Here is a 13,624-nt window from a genome sequence, read left to right as displayed (position 1 = left end):
GCGGATGCCGGCCAGCGGCCGGCACTACCGACACCATTCAAGGGACTGAGATGATCCACCGCACCGAACTGCGCGACCTGCTGCCCGGCATGGTCCCCTTCCCCACCGACGTCTTCCCCGCCGACCAGGCCTGGCTCGGCCAGCACCTGCTGCCGCTGCTGAAGATCGACCTGGGCGTGCTGCGCCCGGAGCTGGCCGGACAGGTGGCAACGATGCTGTGCCCGATCGAGCCGTATGACGGCTGCATGGGCGAGACGACGGAAGCGCACCACAACGACTTCACCGGCACCAACTGGATCGCCTTCGAACTGAGCGCCGACAACCAGATGCGCTTCCTCGGCAACGAGGGCTATTTCATCGGCGACCCGGGCAATGACAAGCATGCGCAGGAGCACATCGCACAGATGCGCGAAAGCTATGCCAAGGCGCGTGACTACCACGCCGCCCATGGCCGGCTGGCCTGCTACTCGCGCTTCGGCAAGGGCGAGCCCAGCGAGCGCGATTACCTGGATACGCTGGGTGGTCAGATAGGTTTCGGCAACTGGACCGAGACCGCGGAGATTCCCGCGGCATTCGAGCTGGGCTTCACCGAAGCTGCCGATGACCCCAACGCGGCGGACGATGCCGAAACAGTGATCATCACCCGCAATGGCAACAAGTTCTTCGCCGTCGCCGAAGTGTCCGGCTACAACTGGTGCGCCACCGGTGCCGATGCCATCGTGATGCTGTACGAGCCGGTAAGCCGCACGGTGCTGTTCTCGTACGACTGGTCGTAAGCCAGCCTGGTAGTGCCGGCCGCTGGCCGGCATTGCCGACCCGATCCAAGGGACTGACATGATCCACCACACCGATCTGCACGACCTGCTGCCCGGCATGGTCCCCTTCCCCACCGACGTCTTCCCCGCCGACCAGGCCTGGCTCGGCCAGCACCTGCTGCCGCTGCTGAAGATCGACCTGGGCGAGCTGCGCCCGGAGCTGGCCGGCCAGATGGCAACCCTGCTGTGCCCGATCGAACCCTATGAAGGCTGTATCGGTGACGACACCACCGCGCACCACAACGCGTTCACCGGCATCAACTGGGTCGCCTTCGAGCTGACCGCGGGCAACGAAATGCGCTTCCTGGGCACGCAGGACTATTTCCTCGGCGAGGCGATGGAGGGAGAAGAGGCCCGCGCCCACATCGTCGAAATGCACGAGAGCCATGCCAAGGCGCGTGCGCATTTCCTGCAGCATGGGCGCCTGGCCAGCTGCTCGCGCTACGGCGAGGGCGAACTGGACGAACAGGCGTGGCTGCAGCAACTGGGCGGCCCCATCTGGTTTGGCAACTGGTCCGACTACGCCCCGCTGCCTGCGGCATTCCAGCTGCAGGATCTGGCGGGCTACCGGCAGCGTGGCAGCCTGCGGTTCCGCAATGACAGCAGCCACCTGCCTGACGATGGCCTGCAGCTGACCCGCGACGGCCATGCGTTCTTCCATGTGGCCAGCGTGCCGGCCAGCCACTGGGTCGCGGCCGGTGCCGATGCGATCGTGATGTTCTACGAACCAGCCAGCCGCACGGTCCTGTTTACGTTCGACTGGTCGTAAACCCTCGCCGGGCATGGCCCGGCGCTACCCAGGCATGATCGCCGGACCATCACCGGTAGCGCCGGGCCATGCCCGGCGAAACGAGCGACGTGTTACGGCGCAGCCTTGCGCACCGCCAACGTCGCGCCGGCCTCGCCACCGCCCTCCAGCTGCAGCTGCAGCGGCACGGCCTCACCTTCCTTCAACGCGCCCTTGCCCTCCATCAGCATCAGGTGCAGGCCACCGGGCTTGAGCTCGGCGCGGGCGCCCGGCGCCAGCGGCAGGCGCTCGACCGCGCGCATGCGGCTGACCCCATCGACGATCGTGGTTTCGTGCAGCGACACGTCAGCGAAGCGGGCACTGCGTGCACCGGTGATGGCCACTGCCTTGGCACAGCCGTTGTGGATCACGCCGTAGCCGGCGGTCATCGGCATGGCCGGGTTGGGCGGCAGGCGTGCCCAGCCCTGCTGCACGGTGACGCAGGCCGGGACAGCCGTCGCCGCCGATGCTGCGCCCGCACACAGCAGCCACAATACGCCAACGAATGGTTTGGTTATCATCGCCTCAGATTCCTGTCCGCAACGAGACCGCAGCATGACGACGCTCATCGAGGTGATCAACCATGGCCCCATCCGCGAACTGCGCCTGGCGCGGCCACCGGTCAATGCACTGGACACCGAACTGTGCCGCCAGCTGATCCACGCCGTCGAACTGGCCATGGCCGAGGACGTGCACGGCATCGTGCTGTCGGGCAGCGAGCGCATCTTCACCGGCGGCATGGACGTGCCGCACCTGCTCTCCCACGGCGATGACAAGCACAAGCTGCTGGACAGCTGGAACGCCTTTTTCGGCGCGGTGCGTACCGTGGCCGAGAGCCGCATCCCGGTGGTGGCGGCACTCACCGGCCATGCGCCGGCCGGCGGCTGCGTGCTGGCGCTGTGCTGCGATTACCGGGTGATGGCGCGCAGCGCCGACCCGGCCCGCCCGTATGCCATCGGCCTGAACGAGGTGCAGGTGGGCCTGGTGGCGCCGGAAGGCATCCAGCGCCTGCTGCGCCGCGCCGTGGGCGTGCACCGCTCCGGCATCCTGCTCAGCACCGGCGCGCTGGTGCCGGCCGAACAGGCGCTGCAGATCGGCCTGGTGGATGAACTGGCCGAGGGCGACCTGGTGGTGGCACGCGCCATCGCCTGGCTGCAGAACCTGCTCAAACAGCCGCGCCAGCCGATGCTGCTGACCCGCGCCATCGCCCGTGCCGACCTGCACGAGGCGCTGCACCCGGACCTGATCCAGCTGGACCGCTTCGTCGAAGCCTGGTTTGCACCGGATGCGCAGAACGCCCTGCAGGCGCTGGTGGCCCGGCTGGGCAAGTAAACGGTAGTGCCGGCCGCTGGCCGGCAGCCGCAGGCACCCCAGAGGATCACGAGGCTGCCGGCCAGCGGCCGGCACTACCGATGATGGGCCACCCCTGACCGGTATAATCGAGCCTTCTTCATTGCTGTGGCCGCCCCCTTGAACGACACGCCCGAACCCGTCGTCTCCGAGCTGATCGACCTGCTCACCCTGGAGCGGCTGGAGGACAACCTGTTCCGCGGGCAGAGCCGCGACATCGGCACCAAGTACGTGTTCGGCGGCCAGGTGCTGGGCCAGGCGCTGGCGGCGGCACAGGCCACGGTCGACAACGGTCGCCACGTGCATTCGCTGCACGCCTATTTCCTGCGCGCCGGCAACATCGACCACCCGATCGTCTATGACGTGGACCGCACCCGTGATGGCGGCAGCTTCTCCGTGCGCCGGGTCACCGCGATCCAGCACGGCAAGGTGATCTTCTTCTGCGCGGCCTCGTTCCAGCAGGCCGAAACCGGTGCCCAGCACCAGCACAAGATGCCCGAGGTGCCGCAGCCGGAGGACATCGAGCCGAACCGCCCGCTGCCGGCCGAGGTGCTGGAGCGGCTGCCGATCAAGGTGCAGCGCTGGCTCTCGCGTGGTGGCCCGTTCGAGTTCCGCCACGTGTACCCGCGCGACGAACTGAACCCGCCCAAGCGCCCGCCTTACCACCAGGTGTGGCTGCGCCTGAGCGAACCGGTGGGCGATGCGCCCGAGCTGCACCAGGCCCTGCTGGCCTATGCCTCGGATTTCCACCTGCTGGGCACGGCCACCTTCCCGCACGGCATCAGCTACTACCACCCGCACGTGCAGATGGCCTCGCTCGACCACGCGATCTGGTTCCACCGCCCGTTCCGCGCCGACGACTGGCTGCTGTATTCGCTGGACAGCCCCAGCGCGCAGGATTCGCGCGGCCTGGCCCGCGGCCAGTTCTTCACCCGTGACGGCGTGCTGGTGGCCAGCACCGCCCAGGAAGGCCTGATCCGCGTGGTGCCGGACCAGGATGCCGCCGCCGCCGTGCCGGCCAAGGAGTAAGCAATGCGCCAGATTTTCAGCAGCCAACGCGTGGAAACCGTCGAGGGCGTGGCCGAGCTGCTGCGCAGCCACGACATCGAAGTGAAGGTGACCAACGGCCGCTCGTACAAGACCCGCCGCCGTGGCCAGTTCAGCTATACCGACCTGGGCAACAGCCAGGGCTATCCGGCGGTCTGGATCGTGCGTGCCGATGACCAGCCGCGTGCGCGCGAGATCCTGCGCGACGCACGCCTGCTCGACACCACCCGCCGCGACCACCCCACGGCCGAGTTCGCCTTCCGCGATACCGCCGAGACCTCGGGCAGTGGCCGCGACTGGGCCTGGCGCATCCGCATCGCCCTGCTGGTGGTGATCGCCGGCGTGGCGCTGGTGATCGGCCTGCGCCACCGCGGCGCCCCGGCCCCGGCTGCCCCGGCCCCGGCCCCGCAGGTGCAGCCACAGCCGGCACCCACCGCCCCGCAGGCTGAACCGGAAGAAGAGGAAATCCGCGTCCGTATCCCGCCGTCGACGTAACGACGCCGGTAGCGCCGGGCCATGCCCGGCGAGCGCAGCGGACAGACAAGCCGCCGGGCATGGCCCGGCGCTACCGGGAAGCGGACCGGTCACAAACTGCACGCAGCGCCGTCTTGGGACACAATCCCAGCAGGAGCTGCCGCCATGACAACCTTCGCTGCAACGATCGACGAGACGCTGGAACGCGAGCTGCCGGCCGCCAGTGATGGCTGCCAGCAGGCGTATGGGCGCATCGTGCTGGCCTGCCAGAACACGGTGACCGCCATCGCCCTGGCGATCACCCGCGACCGCCACGCCAGCGAGGACATCGCCCAGGAGGCCTTCGTCAAAGGCTGGCAGCAGCTGCACCGGCTGCGCAGTTCCACCAGCTTCCTGCCGTGGCTGCGGCAGATCACCCGCAACCTGGCCCGCGACTGGCTGCGCGCGCAGCGCGGCCGCCCGCTGACCGGCGACGCCGCCGACGTGGCCTTGGGCATGGCCGCCGACCCCGCGCCCGGCGCCGCCGACCGCCTGCAGCGGCTGGAAGAAGAAGTGGCCGCCGAGGACATCATCTCCGCCCTGCCCACCGACAGCCGCGAAGTGCTGCTGCTCTATTACCGCGAGGGCCAGCGTTCGCAGCAGGTGGCCGACCTGCTGGGCCTGAGCGACGCGGCCGTGCGCAAGCGCCTGTCGCGTGCCCGCGCGCAGGTACGCGACGGCCTGCTGCAGCGTTTCGGCGAATTCGCCCGCAGCAGTGCGCCGAGCGCCGCCTTCGCGACAACGGTCGTCTCGATGGTGCTGATCGCCGCGCCCGGTACGGCCAGCGCGGCGATACTGCTGGGTACCGGCGTGGGCGTGGGTGGCAGCAAGCTGGGCCTGGGCGGCGTCAGCGCCGCCGGTGGTACTGCGCTGGGCTCGCTGACGGCCGCCATTGGCGAGAGCCCGCTGGTCGGGAGCGGCTTCAACGCTGGCCTGGTGGTTGGCGGGGTGATCGGCGGCTTCGTCGGCTGCTATCTCGGCGGGCGCTACCTGCTGCGCTTCACCGAAACGGCGATCGAACAGGCGCAGATCATGCGCTTCGTGCGCTACAGCACCTTCACCGCGATGGGCACCGGCCTGCTGGTACTGATCGGCGAAATGCTGAAGGCGCCGATGTGGATGATGACCTCGTCGCTGCTGCTGGGCATGGGCGTGGTCAGCTACCAGTGCCTGGGGCCGCTGCAGCGGATCATGGCGCCGCTGATCGCCCGCGACAACGCGCGACGCGGACGCACGGGCCGCAACTGGGTGTACGAATCCATGTACGGGCGATCGGCGATCATCAGTTGCTGCGTGTTGATGCTGCTGGTCGTCGCCGGCCTGCACTGGCTGGAATCATTCGGCTGATCCAGCAACGGACAACGCCGGCAGGGCGCCGGCGTTGTCGTTGTTCACTACCGCAGGTTTCAGCGCGGCGGCTTCGGTGCCGTGCCATCACGCGGGCCACCGTGGCGCGGGCCGCCATGCATCGGGCCCTTGGCAGCATCGAACTCGGCCTTGCTCAGCTGGCCATCCTTGTTGGTATCGGCGGCAGCGAACCAGGCATCACGGTGCTGCTTCATGCGCAGCTCGCGGTCGGCCTTGTCCAGGTAGCCGTCCTTGTTGACGTCCATCTGGTCGAAACGCGCCGCCAGGCGCGGGTCGGCCTTGGCTTCCTCGCGGCTGATGCGGCCGTCCTTGTTCACGTCCAGCTTGGCCATCCAGGCGCCATGGCCACCGCGACGGCCATGCTTCCAGCGCGGCAGCTCGTCACGCGACAGCTTGCCATCCTTGTTCTTGTCCAGCGCGTCGAACTTCGCGGCCAGGCGCGGGTTGGCGGCGGCTTCGCTGCGGTCGATGACGCCATCGCCATTGGTGTCCAGCTTGGCATGGCGCTGCGCCGGGGCATTGGCCGCGCCCGTGGCCGGGGTATCGGCGGCCAGGGCGATGCCGGTGGCGGAGGTGCCCAGCAGCAGGGCCAGCAGCAGGGGGGTACGGATCATGGAGTCACTCCTGGTAGGGGGATTGCGGTGTTGCGTCGAGGCGATCACTTCACCCTCGGGGGACAACAACGCCTGGCCGCGACATCGGTTGACGCAGACGCCGATTCCGTTCATCCGGCGGACAGTCGCGGCCATTGCGACACGCTGGGGCTATGCTGTGCCCATGGCGATCCACGGCGACAGAGACGACGAACTGAGACTGTTCCAGACCGGCGAGCACCCCTGCGGGTACTGGTCGGACCGCGTTGCGCGCGATCTGGTGCTGGATCCGCAGGATCGCCGCCTGGGCGGGCTGTACCCGCTGGCCCTGAGCTGGGGCTTCCGCCGCAGTGGTGACCTGGTCTACCGCCCGCACTGCGCGCAGTGCCATGCCTGCGTGGCCGTGCGCATCCCGGTGGCGCGCTTTGCCGCCGACCGCAGCCAGCGCCGCTGCGCCGCGCGCAATGCCGACCTGGAGGTGCGCATCACCGCCGCCATGCCGCGCCAGGACCTGTTCGACCTGTACCACCGCTACCTGACCCATCGCCACGCCAACGGCGGGATGGATGACCACGGCCCGCACGAGTTCGAGCAGTTCCTGATCGGCAGCTGGTCGCATACCCGCTTCCTGGAAATGCGCCTGCCCGGCCTCGACGGCCAGCCCAGCCAGCTGCTGGGGGTGGCGGTGACCGACGTGACCGAGCACGGCCTGTCGGCGGTCTACACCTTCTTCGACCCGGACCATGCCGCCCGCGGCCTGGGCACCTTCGCCATCCTGCAGCAGATCGAGTGGGCCCGCCGCGAGGGCCTGCCGCACCTCTACCTCGGCTACTGGATCCGCGACCACCAGAAGATGGACTACAAGCGCCGCTACCGCCCGCTGGAGGCCTACGACGGCCGCCGCTGGCATGATTTCGACAGCGAACTGGACGGACGCTGACAAACCGCTGACACCGGGCCGGGTGCACAATACGGCCCATGAACATCACCCGCCGCCATCCCCTGATCCTCGCCCTGGCCCTGCTCTGCGGCGCCAGCGCCCCCGCCTACGCCAAGTCCCCTGCGATGACCGAAAAGCCGTCCTCGACGCTGCGCCTGGCCACCTACAACACCTCGCTGTATTCGGATGATGCCGGCGGCCTGATCAAGGAACTGGAAGGCGACAGCGAGCACGCGCGCAAGATCGCTGCGGTGCTGCAGCAGGTGCGCCCGGACCTGGTGCTGCTGAACGAGTTCGATTTCGACGACGCGCACCGCGCCGCCGACCTGTTCCAGAAGCGCTACCTGGAAGTGGCCCAGCCCGGCGGCGGCAAGCCGCTGCACTTCGCCTACCGCTACCTGGCGCCGGTCAACACCGGCGTGCCCAGCGGCCTGGACCTGGACGGCAACGGCGTGGTGGGCGGCGAAGGCCGCAGCCGCGGCAACGATGCCTGGGGTTACGGCCTGCACCCGGGCCAGTACGGCATGCTGGTGCTGTCGCGCTACCCGATCGACGAAGCCAAGGTGCGCAGCTTCCAGCTGCTGAAGTGGAGCACGATGCCCGGCGCGATCCGCCCGGTCGACCCGCGCACCGGCAAGAGCTTCTACAACGACCAGGTGTGGTCGCAGCTGCGTCTGTCCTCGAAGTCGCATTGGGACGTGCCGGTGAAAACCCCCGCCGGCGTGGTCCACGCCCTGGTCTCGCACCCGACCCCGCCGGTGTTCGACGGCCCGGAAAAGCGCAATGCCGCGCGCAACCACGACGAACTGCGCCTGTGGCAGGAATACCTGTCGGCCGGCGACAAGCCCTGGCTGTGCGATGACAAGGGCCACTGCGGCGGCCTGGCCCAGGATGCGCGCTTCGTGATCTTCGGCGATCTGAACAACGATCCGGTGGATGGTGACGGTCGCCACGACGCCATCGTCAACCTGATCGAGAATGCGCGCGTGCTGCGCTACCCCACCCCGCGCAGCGTGGGCGGCGAGCAGACCAGCCTGGCCTATGCGGCCAAGGGCATCGTGCGCAAGGGTGCGCCGTTCCATGCCACCGGCGATTTCGGCCCGAAGTCCGGCACGATGCGCCTGGACTACGTGCTGCCCTCGACCGGCTTCGAGTACGTCGGCAGCGGCGTGTTCTGGCCGGCCAATGAAAGCCCGGAAGCGAAGATCGCCGACGGCAGCGACCACCACCTGGTGTGGGTGGACGTGCGGTAACGGAAAACGTACCGACCAACGGTCGGTACCTACCGGGGCAAGGAGTACTGCTGGGGATGGTGTAGAGCCGAGCCATGCTCGGCTGCTCCCTCGCCCCTTTCCCGGTTCTGCTAGATTGCCGGTAAAAGGACACGATGCCGGGGGTGGGCAGTGCACAGGAACGTGGTACTCATTCTTGCGGTTTTCAGTACCGTCGCCGTGGCGTGCTGCGTGGAGCCGCGGTTGATGCAACTGGCAGCCCTGGTCCTGATCGGATTGATCCCGGCAGGCGTCGCTTGTTGGAAGGGCTACGGCGACCGCTTCGGCACCTGGTGGATGTATGGCTCGGTGCTGTGGGCGGTGGCCATGATCCACGTGACCGTGCTGCCCTGGCGCCATCGCTGACGCCCGCAGCCTGCTGGGGATGGCGTAGAGCCGAGCGTGGGCTCGGCTCTACAGACGGTTCGCGCCGGGCATGGCCCGGCGCTACCTGTTACGGGCGCAGTTCGACGCCGATGGCTTCGGCGGCATCACGCGCGATCGAACGCGCTTCGTCGATGGTTTCCGCGCGCGCCAGGGTCACGCCCACGCGGCGGTGACCATGCACGCTCGGCTTGCCGAACAGGCGCACGGCGGTATCCGGCACCTGCAGCGCGGCGGCCACGTTGTTGAAGTACGGCACGCCCTCGCCATGCGCCAGCAGCGCGCACGAGGCCGACGGGCCGCTCTGGCGGATCACCGGAATCGGCAGGCCAAGGATGGCGCGCGCATGCAGGGCGAATTCGCTCAGCTCCTGCGAGACCAGGGTGACCAGGCCGGTGTCGTGCGGGCGCGGCGACACTTCGCTGAACCACACCTCGTCGCCCTTCACGAACAGCTCCACGCCGAACAGGCCCCAGCCACCGAGATCGTCGGTGATCGCGCGCGAAATCTCTTCGGCACGCGCCAGCGCTGCACTGGACATCGGCTGCGGCTGCCAGCTTTCGCGGTAGTCGCCGTCCTTCTGCAGATGGCCGATCGGCGCGCAGAACGAGGTGCCGCCGGCGTGGCGCACGGTCAGCAGGGTGATCTCGTAATCGAAGTCGATGAAGCCTTCGACGATGCAGCGGCCGGCACCGGCGCGGCCACCGGTCTGCGCGTAGTCCCACGCAGGGGCGATGTCCGCCTCGCTGCGCAGGGTGCTCTGGCCCTTGCCCGAGGAGGACATCACCGGCTTGACCACGCACGGCAGGCCGATGGCGGCCACGGCGGCGCGGTATTCGGCTTCGGTATCGACGAAGCGGTACGGCGAGGTCGGCAGGCCCAGGGTTTCGGCGGCCAGGCGGCGGATGCCTTCACGGTCCATGGTCAGGCGTGCGGCGCGCGCGGTCGGGATCACCCGCAGGCCCTGCTCCTGTTCCAGCTGGACCAGGGTCTCGGTGTGGATGGCTTCGATTTCCGGCACCACCAGGTGCGGCTGCTCCTGGGCGATCAGCGCGCGCAGTGCCATCGCATCGAGCATGTCGATCACGTACGAGCGGTGCGCGACCTGCATCGCCGGCGCATCGGCATAGCGGTCGGCGGCAATCACTTCCACGCCCAGGCGCTGCAGTTCGATGGCCACTTCCTTGCCAAGTTCGCCCGAACCCAGCAGCAGCACGCGGGTAGCGGAGAGGGACAACGGGGTTCCAAGCTTGGCCATGGCGGGGGTCCGGCAGCGATGTGAAGGCGGGTGGGCATTCTAGCCGGTCTACCCCCTGCCAGCCGACGAACGGCACTTGCGGACTGATATCAATTTGATATCTTTTCATCGAACCCTCAAGGACGTACCGCCATGAAAGAGAAGTCGCTCTCCTCCCCCAACGGCCTGGGCATGCTGGCCCTCGCCCTGCTGGTCGTACTGGCAGGCGGCGCGCTGTTCGTGCTCGGCATCGCGGCCAAGGCCAGCACCGGCTCGCCCAACCTGGTGATGCTGTTCGGCGGGCTGCTGATCGGCGCGCTGGCGCTGTTCGCCATGGCCGGCCTGTACACCGTGCAGCCCAACCAGGCCGCCGTGCTGAGCCTGTTCGGCAAGTACGTGGGTACCGTCAAGGACAACGGCCTGCGCTGGAACAACCCCTTCTACAGCAAGCGCCGGGTCAGCCAGCGCGTGCGCAACTTCGAAAGCGGCAAGCTGAAGGTCAACGAGCTCGATGGCAGCCCGATCGAGATCGCCGCGGTGATCGTCTGGCAGGTGATCGATGCCTCCGAGGCGGTCTACAACGTGGACGACTACGAAAGCTTCGTGCACATCCAGTCCGAATCGGCGCTGCGCGCGATGGCCACCAGCTATCCCTACGACCAGCATGAAGAAGGACAGCTGGCCCTGCGCAGCCACGCCAGCGAGATTTCCCTGCACCTGAAGAACGAGCTGGCCGAGCGCCTGGCCGATGCCGGCGTGCAGGTGATCGACGCGCGCATCAGCCACCTCGCCTACGCCGCCGAAATCGCCCAGGCGATGCTGCAGCGCCAGCAGGCCAATGCGGTGATCGCCGCCCGCACCCGCATCGTCGCCGGCGCGGTGGGCATGGTCGAAATGGCCCTGGCCGAACTGCAGAAGAACGGCGTGGTGCAGCTGGATGAGGAGCGCAAGGCACACATGGTCAGCAACCTGTTGACCGTGCTGTGCTCGGACCGTGGCACCCAGCCGATCGTCAACGCTGGTTCGCTGTACTGAACCTCGCAACGGGGCGCCCCACCGCCCCGCCAGGAGCTTGCATGAGTGAGAAGAAAGCCTATCCGCTGCGTATCAACGCCGATGTCCTGGCCGCCGCGCAGCGCTGGGCTGACGACGAGTTGCGCAGCCTCAACGCGCAGATCGAATACGTGCTGCGCGACGCCCTGCGCAAGGCAGGACGCCTGCCGAAACCCAAGCCATCGTCGGAGGACAAGGAATGAGCAAGCGTTGGAGCTACCTGACCGTTGAAGTCAAAACGTCGCTGATGGGCCTGCAGAAGCCGGAGGACATCCAGGCTGAGTTGAACCGCCAGGGCCAGCTCGGCTGGGAACTGGTCAACATCATCATCCCGGCGCCGATGCGCCCGGCCATGCTGGTCTTCAAGAAGGAGCAGTGACCATGCGCCTGCGCCCCACCCTGTTCGCCGTCGCACTGGCCGCCTTCAGCGGCGGTGCCCTGGCCGCCGAGCCGCAGCAGGTCGCCACGCAGCTGCTGGACCACCTGCAGGCCGGGCGCATCGCCGAGGCCGAAGCGATGTTCACCGAGAAGATGGCCAGCGCCGTGCCGGCCGAAAGGCTGCAGGGACTGTGGCAGTCGCTGGGTGAACTGAAGCAGCGTGGCACCGCCCACAGCAGCGAACAGCAGGGCGTGCACCTGGTGGAAGTGCCGCTGCAGTTCGCCAGCGGCGCAGTGATCGCGCAGGTGGCGGTGGATGCGCAGGACAAGGTGGCCGGCCTGCTGCTGCGCCCTGCCCCGGCAGCCAAGGCCGCGCCGCCACCGGCCGACGCGAACTACAGCGAGGCGGATTTCGGTGTGCCGCAGGCGCGCGGCGCATTGCCGGGCACGCTGGCCCTGCCCAAGGGCAAGGGCCCCTTCCCCGCCGTGGTACTGGTGCATGGCTCGGGCCCGCAGGACCGTGACGAAACCATCGGTGCCAGCCGCCCGTTCCTGGATATCGCCCGCGGCCTGGCCGCGCAGGGCATCGCCGTGCTGCGCTACGACAAGCGCACCTTGGCCCGCCCGCAGGATTTCCGCGGCGGCAGCTTCACCGTCGATGATGAAACCACCGACGACGCCGTCGCGGCCCTTGCCGCACTCGCAGCCGATCCGCGCATCGATGGCCGCCGTGTCTTCGTGCTCGGCCACAGCCAGGGCGGCATGCTCGCCCCGCGCATCGCCAGCCGCTGGCCGCAGGCGCGTGGCGCGATCCTGTGGGCGGCACCGGCACGCACCCTGCTGGATCTGCTGCCCGAGCAGAACCGCTATCTGCTCGGCCTGGACGGTGACATCAGCGCGCCGGAACAGGCGTTCCTGGACCGGCTCGATGCGCAGATCGCCGCTGCCCGTGGCAGTGCACCGGTCGCCGCCAGCGAACTGCCGCTGGGCGTGCCGCAGACGTTCTGGAAGAGCATCGAAGCGGTCGACGCACGTGGCGATGCCAAGGCGCTGCACAAGCCCCTGCTGATGCTGCACGGTGGCCGCGATTTCCAGGTGCCCGACGCCGATTGGGAGCTGTGGAAGCAGGCGCTGCAGGGCCGCAGGGATGTGCAGTGGCAGGCCTACCCGGCCCTGAACCATATCGGCGTGCCCGGCAGCGGCCCCAGCTCGCTGAAGGAGTACGCGCAGCCGGGGCACGTCGACACGACCCTGATTGCCGACGTGGCGCGCTGGGTGGAGGCGCAGCGATGAGCGGCAGCGACCCACGCACGTTCGACGTTGCCGAAAGTTCGCCGCTGCGCGTGCTGTGGATCCTCGGTCCGGTGCTGGTGGTCTTTGCCCTCTGTGTCTGGGCCGAACTGAAGGACGCGCCGGCCGATGCGCCATGGATGGAGATCACCCTGTCGCCACCGTTCTTCCGGATGTGGGGCAGCGCGGCCTGGAGCCTGGCGACGCTGGTGCTGATCGGCGCCGGGCTGGGTGCCACGTTCTTCCGCCGCCGGGTCAGCCTGGACGGTGATGTTCTGGACGTGCGCTCGACGCTGTACCGGCGTCGCACGCCGGTCGCGCAGATGCAGCTGGACCAGGCCGAAGTGGTCGACCTCAGCCGTGACCGCCGCTATGGCCTGCGCCTGAAGACCAACGGCTACTCGATGCCGGGCTTCTACTCGGGGCACTTCCGCCTGCAGGGAGGCAGCAAGGGCTTTGCCCTGGTCACCGACCGCCAGCACACGCTGGTGATTCCGGTGCGCGGCGGCAGCACGCTGCTGCTCAGCCTGGACCGGCCGCAGGCCCTGCTGGACGCACTGCGCAAGGTGGCTGCGACCGCGCCCCCGCAGTAAGCTGC

The 13,624-nt window shown here is 68.5% G+C and carries 17 protein-coding genes; 14 read left to right on the top strand and 3 right to left on the bottom strand.

Features of this window, described 5'->3' with window-relative positions; genetic code table 11:
- Positions 1 to 50: 50 nt before the first annotated feature.
- Positions 51 to 776 (top strand): enolase, encoded by a 726-nt coding sequence (locus tag C1927_RS06165; protein ID WP_108746187.1) that lies wholly within the window; start codon positions 51 to 53, stop codon positions 774 to 776.
- A gap of 58 nt (positions 777 to 834) precedes the next feature.
- A complete protein-coding gene (locus tag C1927_RS06160; RefSeq protein WP_079221066.1) occupies positions 835 to 1,584 on the top strand; it encodes an enolase in 750 nt (249 codons plus the stop codon).
- A 92-nt stretch (positions 1,585 to 1,676) separates the two neighbouring features.
- Here the strand turns inward: C1927_RS06160 and C1927_RS06155 are convergent, their stop codons facing one another.
- Positions 1,677 to 2,123, bottom strand: a complete 447-nt coding sequence (locus C1927_RS06155) for a copper chaperone PCu(A)C (protein ID WP_108746186.1) — start codon at positions 2,121 to 2,123, stop codon at positions 1,677 to 1,679.
- Positions 2,124 to 2,157: 34 nt separating this feature from the next.
- Between C1927_RS06155 and C1927_RS06150 the strand changes: the two genes are divergently transcribed.
- The 4 genes from C1927_RS06150 (at position 2,158) to C1927_RS06135 (ending at position 5,859) form a co-directional block, all read left to right on the top strand.
- Complete coding sequence (locus C1927_RS06150; RefSeq protein ID WP_108746185.1) at positions 2,158 to 2,934, top strand: enoyl-CoA hydratase/isomerase family protein; 777 nt, start codon at positions 2,158 to 2,160, stop codon at positions 2,932 to 2,934.
- A gap of 138 nt (positions 2,935 to 3,072) precedes the next feature.
- On the top strand, positions 3,073 to 3,981 hold the full coding sequence (gene tesB, locus C1927_RS06145; RefSeq protein WP_079221063.1) for an acyl-CoA thioesterase II: 909 nt from the start codon (positions 3,073 to 3,075) through the stop codon (positions 3,979 to 3,981).
- A gap of 3 nt (positions 3,982 to 3,984) precedes the next feature.
- The gene (locus tag C1927_RS06140; protein ID WP_108746184.1) at positions 3,985 to 4,494 is read left to right on the top strand and encodes a pathogenicity-like protein; all 510 of its coding nucleotides are present in this window, start codon (positions 3,985 to 3,987) and stop codon (positions 4,492 to 4,494) included.
- Between the two features lie 144 nt (positions 4,495 to 4,638).
- Complete coding sequence (locus C1927_RS06135) at positions 4,639 to 5,859, top strand: sigma-70 family RNA polymerase sigma factor (RefSeq protein WP_108746183.1); 1,221 nt, start codon at positions 4,639 to 4,641, stop codon at positions 5,857 to 5,859.
- 59 nt (positions 5,860 to 5,918) lie between these two features.
- Here the strand turns inward: C1927_RS06135 and C1927_RS06130 are convergent, their stop codons facing one another.
- Positions 5,919 to 6,494, bottom strand: a complete 576-nt coding sequence (locus C1927_RS06130; RefSeq protein ID WP_108746182.1) for an EF-hand domain-containing protein — start codon at positions 6,492 to 6,494, stop codon at positions 5,919 to 5,921.
- A gap of 163 nt (positions 6,495 to 6,657) precedes the next feature.
- On the opposite strand from C1927_RS06130, the gene C1927_RS06125 reads away from it, so the two are divergent.
- The 3 genes from C1927_RS06125 (at position 6,658) to C1927_RS21320 (ending at position 9,050) form a co-directional block, all read left to right on the top strand.
- A complete protein-coding gene (locus C1927_RS06125) occupies positions 6,658 to 7,413 on the top strand; it encodes an arginyltransferase (RefSeq protein WP_108746181.1) in 756 nt (251 codons plus the stop codon).
- A 38-nt stretch (positions 7,414 to 7,451) separates the two neighbouring features.
- Positions 7,452 to 8,666 carry an endonuclease/exonuclease/phosphatase family protein gene (locus C1927_RS06120; protein ID WP_079221058.1) on the top strand — a complete coding sequence of 405 codons (1,215 nt, stop codon included), beginning with the start codon at positions 7,452 to 7,454 and terminating at the stop codon, positions 8,664 to 8,666.
- 225 nt (positions 8,667 to 8,891) lie between these two features.
- Positions 8,892 to 9,050, top strand: a complete 159-nt coding sequence (locus tag C1927_RS21320) for a hypothetical protein (RefSeq protein WP_159095302.1) — start codon at positions 8,892 to 8,894, stop codon at positions 9,048 to 9,050.
- Between the two features lie 88 nt (positions 9,051 to 9,138).
- On the opposite strand, the gene purT is transcribed toward C1927_RS21320, so the two are convergent.
- The gene (gene purT / locus C1927_RS06115; RefSeq protein ID WP_108746180.1) at positions 9,139 to 10,326 is read right to left on the bottom strand and encodes a formate-dependent phosphoribosylglycinamide formyltransferase; all 1,188 of its coding nucleotides are present in this window, start codon (positions 10,324 to 10,326) and stop codon (positions 9,139 to 9,141) included.
- 132 nt (positions 10,327 to 10,458) lie between these two features.
- Here purT and C1927_RS06110 point away from each other — a divergent pair, with 132 nt between their 5' ends.
- Genes C1927_RS06110 through C1927_RS06090 form a run of 5 tightly spaced genes read left to right on the top strand, consistent with a single transcriptional unit; the run spans position 10,459 to position 13,619 of the window.
- Complete coding sequence (locus C1927_RS06110) at positions 10,459 to 11,340, top strand: SPFH domain-containing protein (RefSeq protein ID WP_079221056.1); 882 nt, start codon at positions 10,459 to 10,461, stop codon at positions 11,338 to 11,340.
- A 41-nt stretch (positions 11,341 to 11,381) separates the two neighbouring features.
- On the top strand, positions 11,382 to 11,561 hold the full coding sequence (locus C1927_RS06105; protein ID WP_079221055.1) for an Arc family DNA binding domain-containing protein: 180 nt from the start codon (positions 11,382 to 11,384) through the stop codon (positions 11,559 to 11,561).
- Positions 11,558 to 11,737 (top strand): DUF4177 domain-containing protein, encoded by a 180-nt coding sequence (locus C1927_RS06100; protein WP_079221054.1) that lies wholly within the window; start codon positions 11,558 to 11,560, stop codon positions 11,735 to 11,737. Before C1927_RS06105 ends, C1927_RS06100 begins: the two co-directional genes overlap by 4 nt.
- A 2-nt stretch (positions 11,738 to 11,739) precedes the next feature.
- A complete protein-coding gene (locus C1927_RS06095; RefSeq protein WP_108746179.1) occupies positions 11,740 to 13,029 on the top strand; it encodes an alpha/beta fold hydrolase in 1,290 nt (429 codons plus the stop codon).
- A complete protein-coding gene (locus C1927_RS06090) occupies positions 13,026 to 13,619 on the top strand; it encodes a PH domain-containing protein (protein ID WP_108746178.1) in 594 nt (197 codons plus the stop codon). The genes C1927_RS06095 and C1927_RS06090 overlap by 4 nt, the downstream gene beginning before the upstream one ends.
- The last annotated feature ends 5 nt before the right edge of the window (positions 13,620 to 13,624 follow it).

Source organism: Stenotrophomonas sp. ZAC14D1_NAIMI4_1 (assembly GCF_003086775.1).
Lineage (GTDB): Bacteria > Pseudomonadota > Gammaproteobacteria > Xanthomonadales > Xanthomonadaceae > Stenotrophomonas.
This window is presented reverse-complemented; position numbering and strand designations above follow the sequence as displayed.

Excerpts from the sequence above, each read along its gene's own strand:
- C1927_RS06165 (WP_108746187.1), top strand. The coding sequence starts at position 51 with ATGATCCACCGCACCGAACTGCGCGACCTGCTGCCCGGCATGGTCCCC.
- C1927_RS06160 (WP_079221066.1), top strand. The coding sequence starts at position 835 with ATGATCCACCACACCGATCTGCACGACCTGCTGCCCGGCATGGTCCCC.
- C1927_RS06155 (WP_108746186.1), bottom strand. The coding sequence starts at position 2,123 with ATGATAACCAAACCATTCGTTGGCGTATTGTGGCTGCTGTGTGCGGGC.
- C1927_RS06150 (WP_108746185.1), top strand. The coding sequence starts at position 2,158 with ATGACGACGCTCATCGAGGTGATCAACCATGGCCCCATCCGCGAACTG.
- C1927_RS06140 (WP_108746184.1), top strand. The coding sequence starts at position 3,985 with ATGCGCCAGATTTTCAGCAGCCAACGCGTGGAAACCGTCGAGGGCGTG.
- C1927_RS06135 (WP_108746183.1), top strand. The coding sequence starts at position 4,639 with ATGACAACCTTCGCTGCAACGATCGACGAGACGCTGGAACGCGAGCTG.
- C1927_RS06130 (WP_108746182.1), bottom strand. The coding sequence starts at position 6,494 with ATGATCCGTACCCCCCTGCTGCTGGCCCTGCTGCTGGGCACCTCCGCC.
- C1927_RS06125 (WP_108746181.1), top strand. The coding sequence starts at position 6,658 with ATGGCGATCCACGGCGACAGAGACGACGAACTGAGACTGTTCCAGACC.
- C1927_RS06120 (WP_079221058.1), top strand. The coding sequence starts at position 7,452 with ATGAACATCACCCGCCGCCATCCCCTGATCCTCGCCCTGGCCCTGCTC.
- C1927_RS21320 (WP_159095302.1), top strand. The coding sequence starts at position 8,892 with ATGCAACTGGCAGCCCTGGTCCTGATCGGATTGATCCCGGCAGGCGTC.
- purT (WP_108746180.1), bottom strand. The coding sequence starts at position 10,326 with ATGGCCAAGCTTGGAACCCCGTTGTCCCTCTCCGCTACCCGCGTGCTG.
- C1927_RS06110 (WP_079221056.1), top strand. The coding sequence starts at position 10,459 with ATGAAAGAGAAGTCGCTCTCCTCCCCCAACGGCCTGGGCATGCTGGCC.
- C1927_RS06105 (WP_079221055.1), top strand. The coding sequence starts at position 11,382 with ATGAGTGAGAAGAAAGCCTATCCGCTGCGTATCAACGCCGATGTCCTG.
- C1927_RS06100 (WP_079221054.1), top strand. The coding sequence starts at position 11,558 with ATGAGCAAGCGTTGGAGCTACCTGACCGTTGAAGTCAAAACGTCGCTG.
- C1927_RS06095 (WP_108746179.1), top strand. The coding sequence starts at position 11,740 with ATGCGCCTGCGCCCCACCCTGTTCGCCGTCGCACTGGCCGCCTTCAGC.
- C1927_RS06090 (WP_108746178.1), top strand. The coding sequence starts at position 13,026 with ATGAGCGGCAGCGACCCACGCACGTTCGACGTTGCCGAAAGTTCGCCG.